Source organism: Solwaraspora sp. WMMA2080 (genome assembly GCF_027497395.1).
Classification (GTDB): Bacteria; Actinomycetota; Actinomycetes; order Mycobacteriales; family Micromonosporaceae; genus Micromonospora_E.
Genome location: NZ_CP114910.1, coordinates 2,665,428 through 2,682,069, shown reverse-complemented (window position 1 = coordinate 2,682,069; position 16,642 = coordinate 2,665,428). Strand labels below are relative to the sequence as shown.

Genomic DNA, 16,642 nt, shown 5'->3' with positions numbered 1-16,642 from the left:
CACCGTCACCCGGCGTACCGGTAGACGGTGACGTCGTCGCTGCGCTGGAAGACCGACCAACGGTCCCGGCCGTCGAGCAACCGCTCCAGGCGGTCCAACGACCCGGGCGCAAAGTAGCCGAAGTAGTCGGACTGCCGCCGCATACCGTCGCTGACCACCAGGTACGCCGGGTCGCCGGCGAACGAGCCGAGGAACTCTTCGATCGTCGGCAGGTGCTCGCCGTCCAGCGCGGCGCCGCGCAGTTGCGCCCCGACCACCAGGTCCGGCTCGCCAGCCGGCACATCGGTGTTGAACCCCGGATACGCCGCCGTCAGCCGACTGGGAAAGTTGGACGTGGCAACGGCGATGGTGGCACCGGGCTCGGCGGCGGCGTACAGCTGGCGGGCGGCGGCCACCTCGTCGGCGGTCTGCCGGTCCACGGCCAACTGCCCGTGCCGACCCTGCACCGTACCGAGGGCGAAGCCGCCGAGCGCCACAGCGACCGCCACCGCCGCGACCGGCCCCAGCCACCGCCGACGCCGGCCAACCCGACGCAGGTCGGCGCGGTCAACCCGACGCAGGTCGGCCCGGTCGACAACCGCGCGGGCGATCAGGAAGGCGCACCACGGCGCGGAGAACAGGAACACCCGGTAGATCGCCTCGCCGCCGTAGCTCTGCGCCGCGAGCAGGACGAACGGCGTGGCGGCCAGCAGCGCCGGCACCAGCACGGTACGCAGCCGGCGACGGTACGCCAGCACCGCCAGCACGGTCAGCGCCCAGACGGTCAGCGCGAGCGTACGGACCACGATCGCCGAGAACGCCTGCCCGGTCGAACCCCAGCTCTCGGCGTTGCCGGCGGCGTTGGCGAAGATGTCGAACCCGTCGAAGACGCCGAACGCCTCCGACACGAACCCGAACCGGGGCAGCAGGTAGCCGAGCACGACCGCGCCCATCGCCAGCGGCAGCCAGCGGGGCCGGACCAGCCGCAGCGCGGCCAGCACGGCCACCTGCGCCACCACCAGGTACGGCGACAGCTGGTGGGCGGCGGTGAGCACGGCCAGCAGCGCCAACGCCGCCACTGTCGCCCAGCCCCGGACCCGGCGGTCCGGTCCATCTCGGCGGTCCGATGCGCTGCCACCGGTCGGCGAGCGCAGCCAGGTCAGCACGATCAGCAGCACCCCGAGGCTGAGCAGGAAACCGAACGCCTGCGGGGACAGGTAGTCCTCTTCCACCCAGTTGACCGCGAAGAACCCGAACACGGTCAGGTACGCCACCCGCCGGTCGTCGGCGAGGGTACGGGCGATGGCGTACAGCACCGGGGCGGCGGCCAGGTTGAAGAAGACCGGCGACCAGTCGGCCAGCGCCGCCGGGGCGATGCCACCGGCCGCGCCGAGCTGGGCGGCACCGGCGAACAACGCCGGCCACTGCTGGTAGATGTCGGTCGCCGAGTCGACCGGGTTGCCGGCTGCGATGAGGTCGATCACCCCTAGGTGCTTGTACGTCCAGGCGTACTGCGGTTGGTCCAGCAGCAGCGGGGTGGTGCCGTGCAGCAGCACGACCAGCAGCACCAGGTAGCCGGCGGCAGCCAGCCCGCGCCCGGTGGCCCGGTCGGCGGCGGTAGGCCGGTCGGCGGTGGGCCGCAGCCCGGCGAGCGCGGCGACGAAGCCGGCGACGGTGAGCGCCAGCGCGGCCAGGAAGACCGGACTGACGGCGCCGAGCAGCCCGAAACCGCCCACCTGCGCCACATCGGTGCGGGACACCGCGATCCACCACAGCGCCAACGCCGCACCGATCACCACGGCATGCGCCAGCAGCGGCCGCCGTGCGACAGCCGGGCGCCCGGCGAGGCCCGCCCGCCGGGCGTACGGCCACCGTCGGACCGGCCCGGGGCGGGAACCGTGGCCGTGGCCGGCCCGCGTGATGCGGAGCAGGCCAGCGGCGCTGACGGCCGCCACCGCCACCGCCAGCGCGCCGACGGCCAGCCTGGGCTGCCACCAGCCGGCCCAGACCGATCCGGTGGCCACGGCTGCGTAACCGGCCAGGCTGGCCAGTACGGTCGTCGCCCACCGGGTCGCCGCCGGCCGGACGGTCAGGTGACTGAGCAGCGCGGCACCGGGGCCCAGGGCGGCGAACGCGACCGCAGTCGGGGCCTGCCACGGGCCGCCGGCTGCCAGACCGAGCAGCGCCAGGACCGCGACGACCAGACCGGTGCCCGCCTGACCGGTCCGGCCGGCACGCGGGTCGGGTGCGGTGTCGACAGCTGGCGCGGTGTGGACACCAGGCGCGGTGTCGACGGCCGGCCCGGCTGCCGGTGCCTGGGGGAGCGGGCGGACGGGGCGCAGGGCGAGATCGGTCATCCGGCACCTCCGGTGTCGGCGGTAACGGTCTCGGACTCGGCGGTAGGTCGGGCCCAGGCCGGGGCGCTCGTCGCGTCGCCGGTCGCCCGGTACCGGCGGATCAGCCCGGGAAGCAGCACGATCGCCACTGCGGCCTGTGCCGTACACAGCGCGGCCGCCGGCGCGATGATTCCGACCCGGGGCAACCCGACCCAGCTGACCAGCAGGAACGCGGCGATGCCGACCGACTGCACGGTCACCACCGGCCACATCCGCTTCTCCATCATCGCGAACGCGCAGTAGAGCAGGATCACCCCGGTGAACGGCAGTGACAGCCCGATCAGTCGCAGCGTGTCGGCACCCTCGGCGGCGTACTGCCCGCCGAGCAGCCGCAGCAGCGGCCCGGCCGCCCCGGCGAGCACCGCCGCACCCGGCAGCACCACCGCGGCGACCAGCAGGACCGCCCGGTCGACGTGCGCCCGGGCCGCCGCCGCGTCGCTGGACGCGGTGACCACGAACGAGGTGACGACGTTCCACAGCAGGGTGCTGCCGGCCACCCCGATCACCCACGGGATGTAGAAGTAGGCGCTGGCGGTGGCGCCCAGCACGCTGGCCACCAGCACCGGCGGCAGGTACGCGACCGCGTTGGTGAGCAGCCCGTTGACGTACTCGGCGGAGGCGAAGCCGAGCAGCTCCCGCCGGGCCGGAGCCGGCGCCTCCGGAGCGCTTCGGGCGTGCGCCGGGGCGAGCCGGGCCAGCACCCACCAGTTGACCCCGAGCATGGTCGCCAGCATCGGCGCCGACCAGGCGAGCAGCATCCCGTCACCGGCGGCGGTGCCGGCCAGCAGCGGCAACAGCGCAACCTTGGCGGTGGACGCGATCACGTTCTTCGCCGGTACGCTGCCGGCCCGCCGCAGCGCGGTCAGCACTCCGTCGGTGATGAAGAAGATCGCCGTGCCGACCACGGCGGCGACGAAGAGCAGCCGCTGCGTCGGTGCCGGGCCGATGATGCCGGTGCCCATGCCGAGGGCCAGGAACCCGCCGCTGAGCAGCAGGGACATCGCCGCCGACGCGGCGTATCCGGCGAGCACCAGCCGGCGGGTGTGCCGACCGGCGCCGGGCAGGAACCGCGCGTACAGGTTGATCAGGTTGAGTTGGGCGAGCCCGGCCAGCAGCGTCATCGCCGACACCGCCGCCGATGCCCGGCCGACCGCCTCCGGCGCGAACCAGCGGGCGGCCACCACCCAGAACACGAACCCCAGCGCGGCGCTGGCCACCGTCGAGGTCATCAGCGCCGCCGCGCTGCGCAGCAGTGCCGGCCGGCGGACCATCACCGCCGCCGTTGGCGGGACGGTCGTGCCGGCGGCGGTCACGGCCAGCCCCGCATCCGACGGCGCAGCCGCCGGGCGGCCATCCGGCTGCGCAGGTACGCGACCGGCCCGGCGAGCAGCCCGCGCCGGTTGGCGCCGACCAGCTCGCGGGGGAAGTCGTCGCGCAGCCCGGCCAACCGCTGCCCGCCACCGCCGCCGAACGTGTCGCGCAGCGCGGTCGGGGCCAGCCGCAGCAGCGGCCCGAGCAGCCGAGGTTCGCGCAGTAGCAGGCTGGTGTAGGCGGCGGTCAGTCCGGTGCCGTAGCCGACCAGTTGGTTGCGCAGCCCGGCCAGGTCCCGGCGGTGGTGGTGCCAGACCAGGGCGCTGGGCTGGTAGGCGACGGTGCCGTCGGCGACCAGCACCTGCATCAGGGCCAGGGTGTCCTCGGAGCCCATCGCGGGGGTGCCGGCGCCGAGCGCGGTGTCGAAGCCGCCGATGCGCTCCAGCACGCCGGGTCGGAAGGCCATGTTGCCGCCGGCGCCGAACGGCGGCAGCGGGTAGAGCGGACTCTGCCGGTGCGCGGTGGCCGGGGAGAACAGGTCCGGTGTGAAGCCACGGCCCTTGCTGTGCCCGCCGTACTGTTCGAACCACAGCTGCGCGTCGGTGGCCAGTTCGGCCGGCGCGATGGCTCCGGTGACCGCGTCGGCCTGCGGGTGGTCGGCCAGGGCGCGGGCGATCTCGGCGAGCCAGTGCGGGTCGGCCTCCTCGTCGTCGTCGATCCAGGCGACGATCTCGCCGACGGTGGCGCGCAGCGCCCGGTTGCGGGCGTGCGACAGCCCGGGCCGGGGTTCACGGATGTAGTCAACTGGTGTTCCGTTGCCGTCGGCGGTCGCGCCGCCACCGTCGGCGGCCCGGGCGACGACCTTGACGGTGGCGTCGCTGACCGGCGCGTTGTCCACCACCAGCACCCGGAACCGGGGGTACTGCTGGGCCAGCACGCTGTCCAGGGTGCGGGCCAGCCCGGCGGGCCGTTCCCGGGTGCAGACGACCACGGTGATGCGCGGCGCGTCGTCGAGCACCTCGGCCCGCCGGGTCAGGTAGCCGGGTTCGGGCCGGTCGGCCGGGGGGATCTCCCGGTCGACGGCGGCGGCGAGGTCCGCGCCGGTCAGCCCGTGCGGCGGTACGTCGAGCAGCAGCGCGCCGATCGGCTGGGTGAACTGCCGGACCAGCAGCCAGGCGCGTTCCACCCGGCGGCCGGCCGGATCGTTCCCGGGGATGTCCGGGAACCGGTCGGTGACTTCCAGGTCGATGACGGTGGCCGGGATCCGGTCCGCGGTGCCGGCCGGGAGGTGCACGGAGGTACGCGGGTTCATCGTGCGGCTCCGATCGGTGGGGGTGGGGACGGAGTCTGGGTGGCGCGGCCGGCGAGTTCGGTCAGCGCGCCGGTGGCTGCGGCGGCGGTGCCGGCGAGGATGGCGCCGGCCCGGGCGACGTGCCGGTGGCCGCGCCCGCGCAGGGTCGCGCCGATCTCCCGACGTAGCGCGGCGGGCAGCGTACGGCGCAGGTAGTCCTGCTCGGCGCCGAGGCTGGGCGCGCCGTCGAGTAGCCCGGCCATCATGACCTTGCCGCGGCCTTCGGCGAAGCAGCGGCGCAGGAAGTAGCGGAAGGTGCTGTGCGTGGCGGGTACGCCGTGCGAGATGACCGCCTGCGGCACGTACCACCACTGCCCGCCGGTGACCGCGGCCATCCGCAGGCAGAGCTCGGTGTCCTCGGGCCGTGCCCGGTTGCCGACCTTGCCGAAGCCGGTGCGGAAACCGCCGGCGGTGAGAAACGCGTCGCGGCGTACCGCCATGCTGGCCGACCAGACGTTGCGCACCGGTCCGGGTCGGACCGGCTGGCCGGCGTACGAGCCGCCGACCGCCCACCGGAACTCGGCGGGGAACCAGCCTGGCTGGTGCCGTTCCCAGGCGGGTTCGATGGCGCCGCCGGCCCCGACCACCGTCGGGTCGGTGAACGCGGCGACCAGTCCGGCCAGCCAGCCGGGGTGGGCGACGACGTCGTCGTCGAGGAACACCACGAGGTCGCTGCCGGCGTGCCGGGCGCCGGTGTTGCGGTTGCCGGAGACGCCCCGCTGGTACGCGTTGCCGAGCACGGTGACCGTGGGCAGCTCCCGCCTGATCCGGTCGGCGAGCGCGGGGTGATGGTCGACCACCACGATGATCTCGGCCGGCTCGAGATCCTGCCGGCGGACGGAGTCGACGGCGCTACGCAGCCCGGCGAGCCGGTCCGGGTGGTGGGTCGGGACCACCACGCTGACGGTCGGTGGACGCATCGCTCAGCCCTCCTCGACGGTCACCGGTACGGTGGCGGTCCGCTGCCGGCGGTGCTGCCGGCGGGTCCGGCGCAGTCGGCGTTCGCGGCCGAACTCACTGAGGATGGTGCGCAGCACCCGGGTGCCGTCGCGCACCGTGTCGAGGTTGCTCTCGCCGTGAATCCGCAGGTGCTCGATGCTGGGCACCTCGGTGATCCGCAGCCCGTGGGCGGCGACCCGGACGTTGATCAATGTTTCGATCTCGAAACCGTCGCCCCACAGCTTGCTGCCGTCGGCGGGCCGGGGGGTGGTCGGGTCGGGCAGGTCCAGCGCTGGGACCACCCGTCGCCAGAAGGCGTTGTAGCCGTAGCACAGGTCGGTGAACCGGGTGCCGAACAGCAGGTTGACCATGCCGTTGAGGCCTTCGTTGCCGAGCCGGCGCAGCGGGGTGATGTCGTGGCTGCCGCCACCGGCGCGGAAGCGGGAACCCTTGGCGAAGTCGGCTCCGGCGAGCAGCGCGGCGACGAAGCGTGGGATCTCGGCCGGGTCGGTCGACCCGTCGGCATCGATCATGACCACGATGTCGCTGGTTGCGGCGGCGAACCCGCAGGCGAGAGCGTTGCCCTTGCCGGTACGGGTCTGCTGGACGATCCGCACCGCAGGCCAGAGTGCCCGGGCGACCTGCACCGTGCGGTCGACCGAGCCGCCGTCGACGACGACGACCTCGTCGACGTCACGGGGGAGCCGGGCGAAGACGTGCGGCAGGTTCCGTTCCTCGTTGATGGTGGGGATGACGACGGTCACCGACGGCAGGTGCGGGCCGTGCCGGGTCGGCGGTGCGGGCGGTGTCGGGTGTACCCGGGTGCTGGCGTAGACGGACATGCCGGTGTCCTCCGGGGGGTGGGGGGAGGGTGCGGGACACCAGGCGACGCGGGGCCGTTCGCGCGCCGCCCGGACTGACTTAGCGGTCCATCACCGGGGGTCAACAACCTGATATGCCGGTTATTTCGGGCGCCGCGCGGGTCGGTGGGCCGGGTCACATCCGCCGTTGCGTAGTTGGTTCGACTAGAGCCGGCACCAGGTGATGTCGGGCGTGTGCGCTGAGCCGCGCCGGGCGGGGAACCATCACCAGCAGGTTTCCGGGCGGTTGCGGTGGGAGCGTTCCCATGGCATGATGATGATCGATTGGCGCTGCGGAGCCAGCCAAGCACACCTGTTTCGCCGAGGGCAACCGGATCTTCCGGCCGGCGATCCGACCGCCGAGTCGTCCGTCCGACGACAGGTGGTGCACCGACCTCACCAGGGTCCCGGCCGATGCGCCGGCGACCAGTTATGTCGCGAGGAGACAACTCCGCATGAACCTGAACCCACTACGCGGCGCCGGGCGCTCGCGGATGCGCCGCGGGCTGTCCGCGGCCGCCGCGGTCGTACTCGGCTCCGGTGTACTCGTCGTCGCGGCCACCCAGGCCAGCGCCGCCGCCGGGTGCCGTGTCGACTACTCGGTCAACCAGTGGAACACCGGATTCACCGCCAACCTGACCGTCACCAACCTCGGTGACCCGCTGAGCAGCTGGACCCTGGAGTGGGACTACTCCGGCAACCAGCGGATCACTCAGGCGTGGAACAGTGAGTTCACCCAGAGTGGCACCCGGGTGACTCTTCGGAACGCCCCGTGGAACGGTTCGCTGGGCACCAACGCCAGCGTCAACCCCGGCTTCAATGCAAGCTACTCCGGCACCAACACCGCGCCCACGGTGTTCCGCCTCAACGGGGTGGCGTGCAACGGTGGCACCACGCCGACGACCGCCCCGCCCACCACGGCGCCGCCGACGACCGCCCCGCCTACCACCGCGCCGCCGCCCACGACGGCGCCGCCGACGACGGCGCCCCCGACGTCTCCGCCGCCGGGTGGGCCGCGGGTGGACAACCCGTACGTGGGCGCGGATGTGTACGTGAACCCGATCTGGAGTGCGAACGCGGCGGCTGAGGCGGGTGGTAGCCGGATCGCGGACGAGCCGACGGGTGTGTGGCTGGACCGCACGAGCGCGATCTACGGCAACAACAGCCCGACGACGGGTGACATGGGTCTGGCCGACCATCTGGACGAGGCGGTGCGGCAGGACGCGGCGAACGGTAGCCGTCCGCTGGTCTTCCAGGTGGTGATCTACAACCTGCCGGGTCGCGACTGTGCGGCGTTGGCGTCCAACGGTGAGTTGGGTCCGACGGAGATTGGCGCGTACCGGACGGAGTACATCGATCCGATCGCGGAGATCGTGGGTCGGGCGGCGTACCGGAATCTGCGGATCGTGGCGGTGATCGAGATCGATTCGCTGCCGAACCTGATCACGAACGTGGGCAGCCGGCCGACGGCGACGCCTGAGTGTGACGTGATGCTGGCGAACGGCAACTACGTGACGGGTGTCGGTTACGCGATCTCGCAGCTGGGTGACGTGCCGAACGTGTACAACTACATCGACGCCGGGCACCACGGCTGGATCGGCTGGGAGGACAACTTCGGTCCGACGGCGCAGATCATCGCGCAGGCGGCGAACGCGTCGGGTGCGTCGCCGTCGGATGTGCACGGGTTCATCACGAACACGGCGAACTACTCGGCGTTGCGGGAGCCGTACATCACGGTGGACAGCAACACTCGCCAGTCGTCGTGGATCGACTGGAACAACTACAACGACGAGCTGTCGTTCGCGCAGGCGTTCCGGCAGCGGTTGGTGCAGGCTGGGTTCCCGTCGGGTGTCGGCATGCTGATCGACACGTCGCGTAACGGTTGGGGTGGTTCGGCGCGGCCGACCGGTCCGAGCAACGCCACCGATGTGGACACCCGCGTCGACGAGTCGCGGATCGACCGGCGGTTCCAGAAGGGCAACTGGTGCAACCAGTCGGGTGCCGGTCTGGGCGAGCGTCCGACCGCGGCGCCCGCTTCGGGTATCGACGCGTACGTGTGGATCAAGCCGCCGGGTGAGTCGGACGGGTCGAGCCGGGAGATCCCGAACGACGAGGGTAAGGGTTTCGACCGGATGTGTGACCCGACGTACACGGGTAACCCGCGGAACAACAACAACATGAGTGGTGCCCTGCCGAACGCGCCGGTTTCCGGGCACTGGTTCTCGGCTCAGTTCCAGGAGCTGATGGCGAACGCGTACCCGCCACTGTGACAAGGCTGGACGCTCGACACTGAGCGGGGCCCGGTGCCGGACACGGCACCGGGCCCCGCCCCATTTCGGCCGTTGCCCCTGACGGGTCAGCGCCCAGGTCAGGGCACGGCAGGTCAGGGTACGGTGCGTTCGATCGCTGCGGCACCGTCGTGTTCCAGCTCCTGGCGCGCCCGGTCCACCTGCTCCGGACTGCCGTCGCCACCCTTGGCCACCGCGAGGTCCTCCGCGTCCCACGGCTGCTCGGCGCCGGTCCGTACTCGTGCCGGACCGGACTGGCCGATCGGGGGTTGGAAGTCCGGACTGTCCTGCTCGGTGTCCGGGTCGGTGACCAGCAGCGGTACGGTGGTGTCGTCCTCGACCGCTGCGGCCACTGCTGGTTCCTCCTCCAGCGGCACCCGGCCGATCGCATCCTCGCGGTCCGTCATGGCCGTCCCCTCCCGTCCGAACCGTGGATTCACCGGGTACCCGCGACCGAGGCGGATATGCGCGGATACCGGCCGGCGGAAAACGCGTGACCTCCGGCGCAACTGGCACCGGAGGTCACAGAGATCGGTAGGGTCAGGTTCTGGCGACGGCTCAGTTCGACAGCACCCGGTCCAGCAGATCCCGGTAGCGGCGGACCGCCATCCGCAGTTGCTCGGTGTCCTCCGGACCGGCGTCGGTCCACCCGCCGAGTTCGTCACGCTGCGCGGTCAACGCCGCAGTGAGCGCCTCGACGGCCTCGGTCACCAGGTTCTGTGCCTCGCCCGCCGCGGCGTGCGGGTCGTCGACGAAACGCAGCTGCACGTCGCGCCAGCGGTCCCGGAACGCGTCCGCCTGCTCCGCCGCGAAGATCCCCGCCGGCTCCGGCTGCCCGGTCTGCTGCGCTTCGCCGCCGTCGCCCACCCGTACGGTGTCGTCGTCGCTGGGGTCGCGCGGCTCGTGCAGGCGCTCCGGGCCGGCCATGGCGGAGGCCGCGACCGCGCCGCCGACGGTGGCGGCGCCGAACGCGGTCGGCTGTTCGACCGGCTCGTGGTGGACCGGCTCGTCCCGGTCGGGCGTCGCTATGCCGGAGACGACCTCGGTACGGTCCGGGTCCACGTACCCGTCGCGGTCGTGACCGGCGTCCGGACGGCCCGGTCCGCCGTGCGGGGTGATGACCTCGGTACGTTCGTCGTGCCACTGATCGGTGCGGGTCATGATGTCTCTCCTCAGCGGGTCGAAGCTTCCGTCGGGGTCGAGGCTTGCTCGGTCGGGGTCGAGGCTTGCTCGGTCGCGGTCGAGGTGGGCACGGGGTCCTCCCCGAGCAGTTCGGCGAAGAGCGCCCGGTAGTGCACCACGGCCTGACGCAACTGCTCTGTGCTCGCCTCCCCGCGCTCGTTGGCCAGATGGATCTCGTGCGCCTCGCGGTACCTGCCGAGCGTACGGGCGTGCTCCACGGAGAGCTGAGCCACCTGCTCGTCGTAGTCCCCGGTCGGGTAGCCGAGCTCGGCGATCAGCCGGGTGAGCAGTTCGTCGGCGTCGCCGACCGCGGCGCCGGGTGCGTCGACGAACCGGGTCTGTACGTCGGCCCAGGCGGCGGCGTAACGGGCGCGGGACGTCTCAGCCAACGGGGTCAGGGTCAACTCGGCGTGCCGGCGTTCCCGCTGCCGGAGCTCGCGTTCGGCGGCGCTGCGGCTGTCCTGCTCGGCGACGACCCGGTCGTACTCCGGACCGAAGGTGCCACGCAGGTCGTGGCGCCGCCGCCACCGGGTCCCGAGCAGGGCGAGCGCCGCGAGCGCGACGAGAAGTACGGCGGCGATGAGGACGATCTCGATGGGCGACATGGTTGTTCCTCCTTCTCACCCTGGTATTCCCGCTCGACCCGGAATCTCAATCCAGGTTTGTCACATTTCCTTGACGATCTCGTCGGCATCTGATCCGGATCGCTCGCCGGGATGGTCCGCTGCAGGTCGCGACGACGATCGTGGATGCTGCCGCTTTCGGTACGCTCCGTGCCCACAATCGACCGCTGAGTGCCTCTGGTAGTGCCTGAGCCGTTAATTACGTATCCTTCCGGAGGCGCCGGACACGACTGACCTTCCGCTTACCCGGATCGGTCGGTTCGCATCCGCCGCGCCAGCTCAGCCACCACCGCGCCGGCGAGGTCTGATGAATACCCGCAACTGGTCGATCCGCTCGAAGATCGTTGCGCTGGTCGCTGTCCCGATCGCCGCGCTGCTGGCGCTGTGGATCTTCGCGACGTCGTTGACCATCGGCCCGGCGCTGAGCCTGCTGGGCGCCCAGGCACTGCTCGACGACGTCGGCCGCCCCGGTGAGGCGGTGGTGGCCGAGTTGCAGCGGGAACGCCGGCTCTCCGTGGTGTATCTGTCCCGCGCCGAGGGGCAGAACGCGCTGCGCGCCGGTGACCTGCAGCAGTTGCGCGACCAGTGGGAGGCCACCGACGCGGCGGTCGACGAGTTCCGGCGCTCCGCTCGCGGCGACGAACCGCCGGCGGATCCGGCTGTGCTGGACGAGCGGATCGCGGCGACCCTGTCCGAGTTGGAGCTGCTGCCGTCCGGCCGGGGGTTCATCGAGCGTCGGGAGATGGACGCAGCCGGCGCGCTGGGCCTCTACAGCGGCATCGTCGACACCGCGTTTCAGATGTTCGGGGCGTTGGCCGGGCTGCCGGACAACGAGATCAACCGCCAGGCGCGGGCGTTGACCGACATCGGGCTGGGCCGCGACCTGCTCGGCCGGACCGATGCCCTGCTCGCCGGGGCCTTCGCCGCCGGTGAGCTGACCTCCGCCGGCCACCTGCAGTTGGTGCAGACCGTCGCCAACCAGCGGTTGCTGTTCGACCGGGCGGTGGCCGAGCTGCCCGACCCGGACAGCCGGGCCTACCACCAGCTCGCCGCCGGCGACGACTACACCGGGCTACGGCAGATGCAGGACACGCTGATCGCCGGTGGGCCCACTGAGGACGGGCTGCCGGTATCCGAGTCCCGCTGGCGGGGCAGCTACCAGTTGGTCCAGGAGCAGCTGCGCGACTTCGAGCTGCTCGCCGCCGACGCGCTGGCCGAACGCAGCATGCCGACCGCGATCGCCATTCTGGCCCGACTCGCCGGGGCCGGCCTGGTCGGCCTGGCCGCGGTGATCGTCTCCGTGGTGATCTCGCTGCGGGTCGGCCGGTCGCTGATCCACCGGTTGACCGGGCTGCGCGCCGCCGCTCTGGAGCTGGCCGGCGAGCGGCTGCCCGGGGTGGTCGCCCGGCTACGCCGTGGCGAGGACGTCGACGTGGTCACCGAAGCCCCACCGCTGGAGTACGGCACCGACGAGATCGGCCAGGTCGGGCACGCGTTCAGTGAGGTGCAGCGGACCGCCGTACGGTCGGCCGTCGAGGAGGCGGCGCTGCGTCGTGGGCTGAACGAGACGTTCCTCAACATCGCCCGACGCAGCCAGACGCTGCTGCACCGGCAGCTGGCCGTACTGGACCGGATGGAACGGCGCAGCACCGACCCGACGGAGCTGGAGGACCTGTTCCGGGTCGACCACATGGCGACCCGGATGCGCCGGCACGCGGAGGACCTGGTGATCCTCGCGGGAGCGGCACCGGGCCGGGGATGGCGCAACCCGGTGCCGATGGTCGACGTGATCCGGGGCGCCGTCTCCGAGGTCGAGGACTACGCCCGAGTGCACGTCACGACCGTGGAGGCCGCAGCGGTCGCCGGCCGGGCCGTGGGCGACGTCATCCACCTGCTGGCCGAGCTGATCGAGAACGCCACGTCCTTCTCCCCGCCGCAGACCCGGGTCACCGTTATCGGGCAGAGCCTGCCCAACGGGTACGCGGTCGAGGTCGAGGACCGAGGCCTCGGCATGGAACCGGACTTGATCGAGGACGCCAACCAGCGCCTCGCCGAGTCGCCGAACTTCGACCCGCACAACAGCGCCCGGCTCGGCCTGTTCGTCGTCGCCCAGTTGGCGGCCAGGCACGGCGTACGGGTCCGGCTCCGGCCGTCACCGTTCGGCGGGATCACCGCCGTCACGCTGATCCCGGCGGAGCTGGTGGTGCCCGAGTCCGAGGTGCTGGCGCTGCCGTCCGGTCGGCCACCTACCGCACTGACCACGGTCCGGCAGACTCCCGCGCCGGACGCGCTGGCCACCCTCCGCCCGAGCCCCGAGCCCGCAGCGGAGCCGACCGGGGTTCAGCTGCCGGCCCGACGCCGTCCCACCACCCTGCCGACCCGGCGGTCCAGCGGCGCCGGCGCGACCACCGAGGACGGCCTGCCGCGCCGGGTACGCCAGTCCAGCCTGGCGCCCCAACTGCGCCAGACATCCGATTCGTCCGGGGCCGACGGTCAGCCGCTGCGGGAAGCCCCGCAGCGCTCCCCGCAGGAGGTGCGGTCCCTGATGTCCGCGTTGCAGGCGGGAACCGCCCGGGGCCGGCAGGCGGCCGGCCTGCCGGCGGCCGGCCAGCCGGCTGGTACCGGCGACACGACGCCGATCGTCAACGGCGGCCCGGTGCCGCCGGCCGGCGACGGCACCCCCGGTTCCGGCGACGAGCCGGCTTCCGTGGCATCGGAACCGTCCCCGACCGGGTCGCCCGGCTCGGTCCGGGGCACCGCGACTCCGCCTCCGGGCGCGGTGCTGCCGCCCCCGGCGACGGAAGAGTCGGAGAGGGAGCTGTAGTTGTGCACACCATGCGGCATGCGATGAACCTTGACTGGCTGCTCGACGATCTCGTCGAGCGGGTCCCGACCGCGCAGCAGGCCGTCGTGCTGTCCGCCGACGGGTTGCTGATGGGCGCGTCGCGAGGGCTGACCCGGGAAGGTGCCGAGCACATGGCGGCGATGGCCGCCGGCTTCCAGAGCCTTGCCAAGGGTGCCAGCCGGCACTTCGGGTCGGGCCCGGTACGGCAGACCGTGATCGAGATGGAGTCGGCGTACCTGTTCGTCACCGCGGCCGGGCACGGGGCCTGCCTGGCGGTGCTCAGCGCCGCCGATGCGGACATCGGCCTCATCGCGTACGAGATGGCGATGCTGGTCACCCGGGTCGGGCAGACTCTCAGCACGCCGAGCCGGACACCTGCGGCGCAATCCGATGCGGGGTGACCCGGCCGGACCCCACGACTGGCTGGACTCCGACGCCGGCCCGGTGGTCCGTCCGTACGCGGTGACCGGTGGCCGGGTGCAGCCCACCGGCGCCACCTTCGACCTGCTGGCCTTCGTCGTGGCGAAAGCCCCGGAGGGCGCCGACAGCAGGGTCGCGCTGCAGCCGGAACATCGGCGCATCGTCGGGTTGGCCCAGCAGCCGGTCTCGGTCGCCGACCTGGCGGCCGACCTCGATCTCGCGCTCGGTGTGGTCCGGGTCCTGCTCGGGGACCTGCTCGCCGCCGGACTGATCGCCCTCTACGAACCCCCGGCTTCGGCCACTCACCCCCACGACGACATACTCAAGGCGGTGGTCAATGGACTCCGTGCGCTCTAACCGGCATCAGCCCTCCCGGCGGGTCCCACTCGCGCTGAAGATACTCATCGCGGGCGGTTTCGGCGTCGGGAAGACCACCCTGGTCGGCGCGGTCAGTGAGATCCGGCCGCTGCAGACCGAGGAGGTGCTGACCAGCGCCAGCCTGGGCACCGACGACACGTCCTGGGTGGAGGGCAAGAACACCACGACCGTCGCGATGGACTTCGGCCGGATCACCATCAACGATGATCTGCAGGTCTATCTGTTCGGTACGCCGGGTCAGGACCGGTTCTGGTTCCTCTGGGACGAGTTGGCGTTCGGCGCGCTCGGTGCGGTGGTGCTGGCCGACACCCGTCGGCTCGCCGACTGTTTCCCGTCGGTCGACTACTTCGAGCAGCGGGGCACGCCGTTCGTGGTCGGGGTCAACTGTTTCGAGGGGGCGCAGCAGTTCAGTCAGGACTCGGTGCGCCGTGCGCTCGACCTCGACCCGGATGTGCCGATCGTGCTGTGCGACGCCCGCAACCGTGGCTCGGGCAAGACGGTGCTGATCGCATTGGTCGAGCATGTGGCCTACCTGCGTGGTCAGCCGGTGCCGGCGGGCTGACCTGCCGCCGGGTGCCGGCCGGTGTCGACCAGCACGACATCCAGCCGGCGCGGCCCGTGTACCGTTCCCGCAAATGGCGACGGGCCGCTTCGGCCAGCGCCGCCGGGTCGTCGGTGAGGGTGGTTAGATCGACGCCGGGCATCCGGCGGGCGAAGATCTCCCGAATCTGCGTCCGGTTGTAGTGGATCGCCGGGACCAGGATGTGCGACGGCGTGTCCCCGGCCAGCTGGACGATGAGCTCGGCGAGGTCGGTCTCGATAGCTTCAATGCCGGCCGCCGCGAGGGTCTCGTCGACCTGGTCTGCGCCGGTCCGTCGGACCAGGTCGGTCACCACCCGGCCCGCCTCGGCCGCGTCCCGTGCCCAGTGCACCTGGGCCCCCGCGGCGGTGGCCGCCGCCTCGAATTCGGCGAGCAGTTCGGGCAGGCGGGCCAGCCCGTCGTCCTTGACCGCAGCCCCGGCGGCCCGCAGCGCCTCCCAGCCCGCCAGCTCGGCGACCATCCGTTCCCGTTCGCCGCGGATGGTGCGGGTGGCCCGGTGCAGGTTGGCGCGCAGTGGGCATTGTCCAGCTCGCGGGCCGCCGCAGCGGGAAACGGCAACCGGGCGGTCACGTGCCGGTGCTGGCGTTGGTGCTGGTCAATGCGGCTCCTACGCTGTGCCGGCCAGGATCTGCGCGTAGTGCACCGCCCGTACCGGGCTGCGGGACCGGGTCAGCCCGCCGCAGCGGGAAACGGCAACCGGGCGGTCACGTGCCGGTGCTGGCGTTGGTGCTGGTCAATGCGGCTCCTACGCTGTGCCGGCCAGGATCTGCGCGTAGTGCACCGCCCGTACCGGGCTGCGGGACCGGGTCAGCCCGCCGCCGATGTGCGCCAGGCACGAGTTGTCGGTCGCCGCCAGGTAGTGGGCGCCGGTGCCGCGTACCGCCCGGCACTTGTCGGCCAGCATCGCGCTGGAGACAGCGGCGTTGCGCATCGCGAAGGTACCGCCGAAACCGCAGCACTCCTCGGCGTCCGGCAGGTCGATCAGGTCGATCCCGCGGACCGCACGCAGTAGCCGCAGCGGCCGGTCACCCAGCCGCAGCATTCGCAGCCCGTGGCAGCTCGGGTGGTAGTTGACCGGGTGCGGGAAGGCGGCTCCGGCGTCGGTGACGCCGAGCACGTCGACCAGTAGTTCGGATAATTCGTACACCCGGGGTCGTAGCTCCTCGACCGCGGCGGCGAGCGCCGGGTCGTCGGCGGCCAGTCGCGGGTACGCGTCGCGGACCATCGCCACGCACGAACCGGACGGCGCGACCACCACCGGATGGTCGCGGAACGTCTCGACGAACCGGCGTACCAGGGGTATCGCCTCGGCCCGGTACCCGCTGTTGCCGTGCAGTTGCCCGCAGCAGCTCTGGTCGAGTGGAAAGTCGACGGTGTGCCCGAGCCGTTCCAGCAACTGCACGACGGCCCGCCCGGTGCCCGGGTAGAGCACGTCGTTGAGGCAGGTGACGAAGAGTGCGACACGCATC

At 72.3% G+C, this 16,642-nt stretch carries 14 protein-coding genes and 1 pseudogene; 5 read left to right on the top strand and 10 right to left on the bottom strand.

The genetic code is table 11. The annotated features are described in order from the left end of the window. Positions 1-5: 5 nt before the first annotated feature. The 5 genes from O7543_RS12315 to O7543_RS12295 are packed head-to-tail and all read right to left on the bottom strand — an operon-like array spanning position 6 to position 6,818. Positions 6-2,336, bottom strand: coding sequence for a hypothetical protein (locus O7543_RS12315; protein WP_281553701.1), 2,331 nt, complete (start codon positions 2,334-2,336; stop codon positions 6-8). Continuing rightward, the gene (locus tag O7543_RS12310; protein WP_281553702.1) at positions 2,333-3,688 is read right to left on the bottom strand and encodes a hypothetical protein; all 1,356 of its coding nucleotides are present in this window, start codon (positions 3,686-3,688) and stop codon (positions 2,333-2,335) included. The genes O7543_RS12315 and O7543_RS12310 overlap by 4 nt, the downstream gene beginning before the upstream one ends. Beyond that, the gene (locus O7543_RS12305) at positions 3,685-4,998 is read right to left on the bottom strand and encodes a glycosyltransferase family A protein (protein ID WP_281553703.1); all 1,314 of its coding nucleotides are present in this window, start codon (positions 4,996-4,998) and stop codon (positions 3,685-3,687) included. Before O7543_RS12305 ends, O7543_RS12310 begins: the two co-directional genes overlap by 4 nt. Next, positions 4,995-5,957, bottom strand: a complete 963-nt coding sequence (locus O7543_RS12300; protein WP_281553704.1) for a glycosyltransferase — start codon at positions 5,955-5,957, stop codon at positions 4,995-4,997. Before O7543_RS12300 ends, O7543_RS12305 begins: the two co-directional genes overlap by 4 nt. Positions 5,958-5,960: 3 nt before the next feature. Continuing rightward, a complete protein-coding gene (locus O7543_RS12295) occupies positions 5,961-6,818 on the bottom strand; it encodes a glycosyltransferase family 2 protein (protein WP_281553705.1) in 858 nt (285 codons plus the stop codon). A 473-nt stretch (positions 6,819-7,291) separates the two neighbouring features. On the opposite strand from O7543_RS12295, the gene O7543_RS12290 reads away from it, so the two are divergent. Beyond that, positions 7,292-9,106, top strand: coding sequence for a glycoside hydrolase family 6 protein (locus O7543_RS12290; RefSeq protein ID WP_281553706.1), 1,815 nt, complete (start codon positions 7,292-7,294; stop codon positions 9,104-9,106). A gap of 113 nt (positions 9,107-9,219) precedes the next feature. On the opposite strand, the gene O7543_RS12285 is transcribed toward O7543_RS12290, so the two are convergent. From O7543_RS12285 to O7543_RS12275, 3 genes are all read right to left on the bottom strand, one after another. Next, on the bottom strand, positions 9,220-9,531 hold the full coding sequence (locus O7543_RS12285) for a hypothetical protein (RefSeq protein ID WP_281553707.1): 312 nt from the start codon (positions 9,529-9,531) through the stop codon (positions 9,220-9,222). A 151-nt stretch (positions 9,532-9,682) separates the two neighbouring features. Further along, positions 9,683-10,285, bottom strand: coding sequence for a hypothetical protein (locus O7543_RS12280; protein ID WP_281553708.1), 603 nt, complete (start codon positions 10,283-10,285; stop codon positions 9,683-9,685). 11 nt (positions 10,286-10,296) lie between these two features. After that, positions 10,297-10,911: a hypothetical protein gene (locus tag O7543_RS12275; RefSeq protein WP_281553709.1), complete on the bottom strand. Its 615-nt coding sequence runs from the start codon at positions 10,909-10,911 to the stop codon at positions 10,297-10,299. Positions 10,912-11,236: 325 nt separating this feature from the next. On the opposite strand from O7543_RS12275, the gene O7543_RS12270 reads away from it, so the two are divergent. The 4 genes from O7543_RS12270 to O7543_RS12255 are packed head-to-tail and all read left to right on the top strand — an operon-like array spanning position 11,237 to position 15,134. Beyond that, positions 11,237-13,753: a nitrate- and nitrite sensing domain-containing protein gene (locus O7543_RS12270; protein WP_281553710.1), complete on the top strand. Its 2,517-nt coding sequence runs from the start codon at positions 11,237-11,239 to the stop codon at positions 13,751-13,753. A 23-nt stretch (positions 13,754-13,776) separates the two neighbouring features. Next, positions 13,777-14,175 carry a roadblock/LC7 domain-containing protein gene (locus O7543_RS12265; protein WP_281553711.1) on the top strand — a complete coding sequence of 133 codons (399 nt, stop codon included), beginning with the start codon at positions 13,777-13,779 and terminating at the stop codon, positions 14,173-14,175. Continuing rightward, complete coding sequence (locus O7543_RS12260) at positions 14,165-14,551, top strand: DUF742 domain-containing protein (RefSeq protein ID WP_281553712.1); 387 nt, start codon at positions 14,165-14,167, stop codon at positions 14,549-14,551. The genes O7543_RS12265 and O7543_RS12260 overlap by 11 nt, the downstream gene beginning before the upstream one ends. Further along, positions 14,532-15,134 (top strand): ATP/GTP-binding protein, encoded by a 603-nt coding sequence (locus tag O7543_RS12255; RefSeq protein ID WP_278167549.1) that lies wholly within the window; start codon positions 14,532-14,534, stop codon positions 15,132-15,134. The genes O7543_RS12260 and O7543_RS12255 overlap by 20 nt, the downstream gene beginning before the upstream one ends. A gap of 121 nt (positions 15,135-15,255) precedes the next feature. On the opposite strand, the pseudogene O7543_RS12250 reads toward O7543_RS12255, so the two are convergent. Both O7543_RS12250 and O7543_RS12245 read right to left on the bottom strand, forming a co-directional pair. Beyond that, positions 15,256-15,633 (bottom strand): annotated as a pseudogene (locus tag O7543_RS12250) (LUD domain-containing protein); the annotation flags it as partial. A gap of 285 nt (positions 15,634-15,918) precedes the next feature. Further along, on the bottom strand, positions 15,919-16,641 hold the full coding sequence (locus tag O7543_RS12245; protein ID WP_281553713.1) for a (Fe-S)-binding protein: 723 nt from the start codon (positions 16,639-16,641) through the stop codon (positions 15,919-15,921). Position 16,642 lies beyond the last annotated feature (1 nt).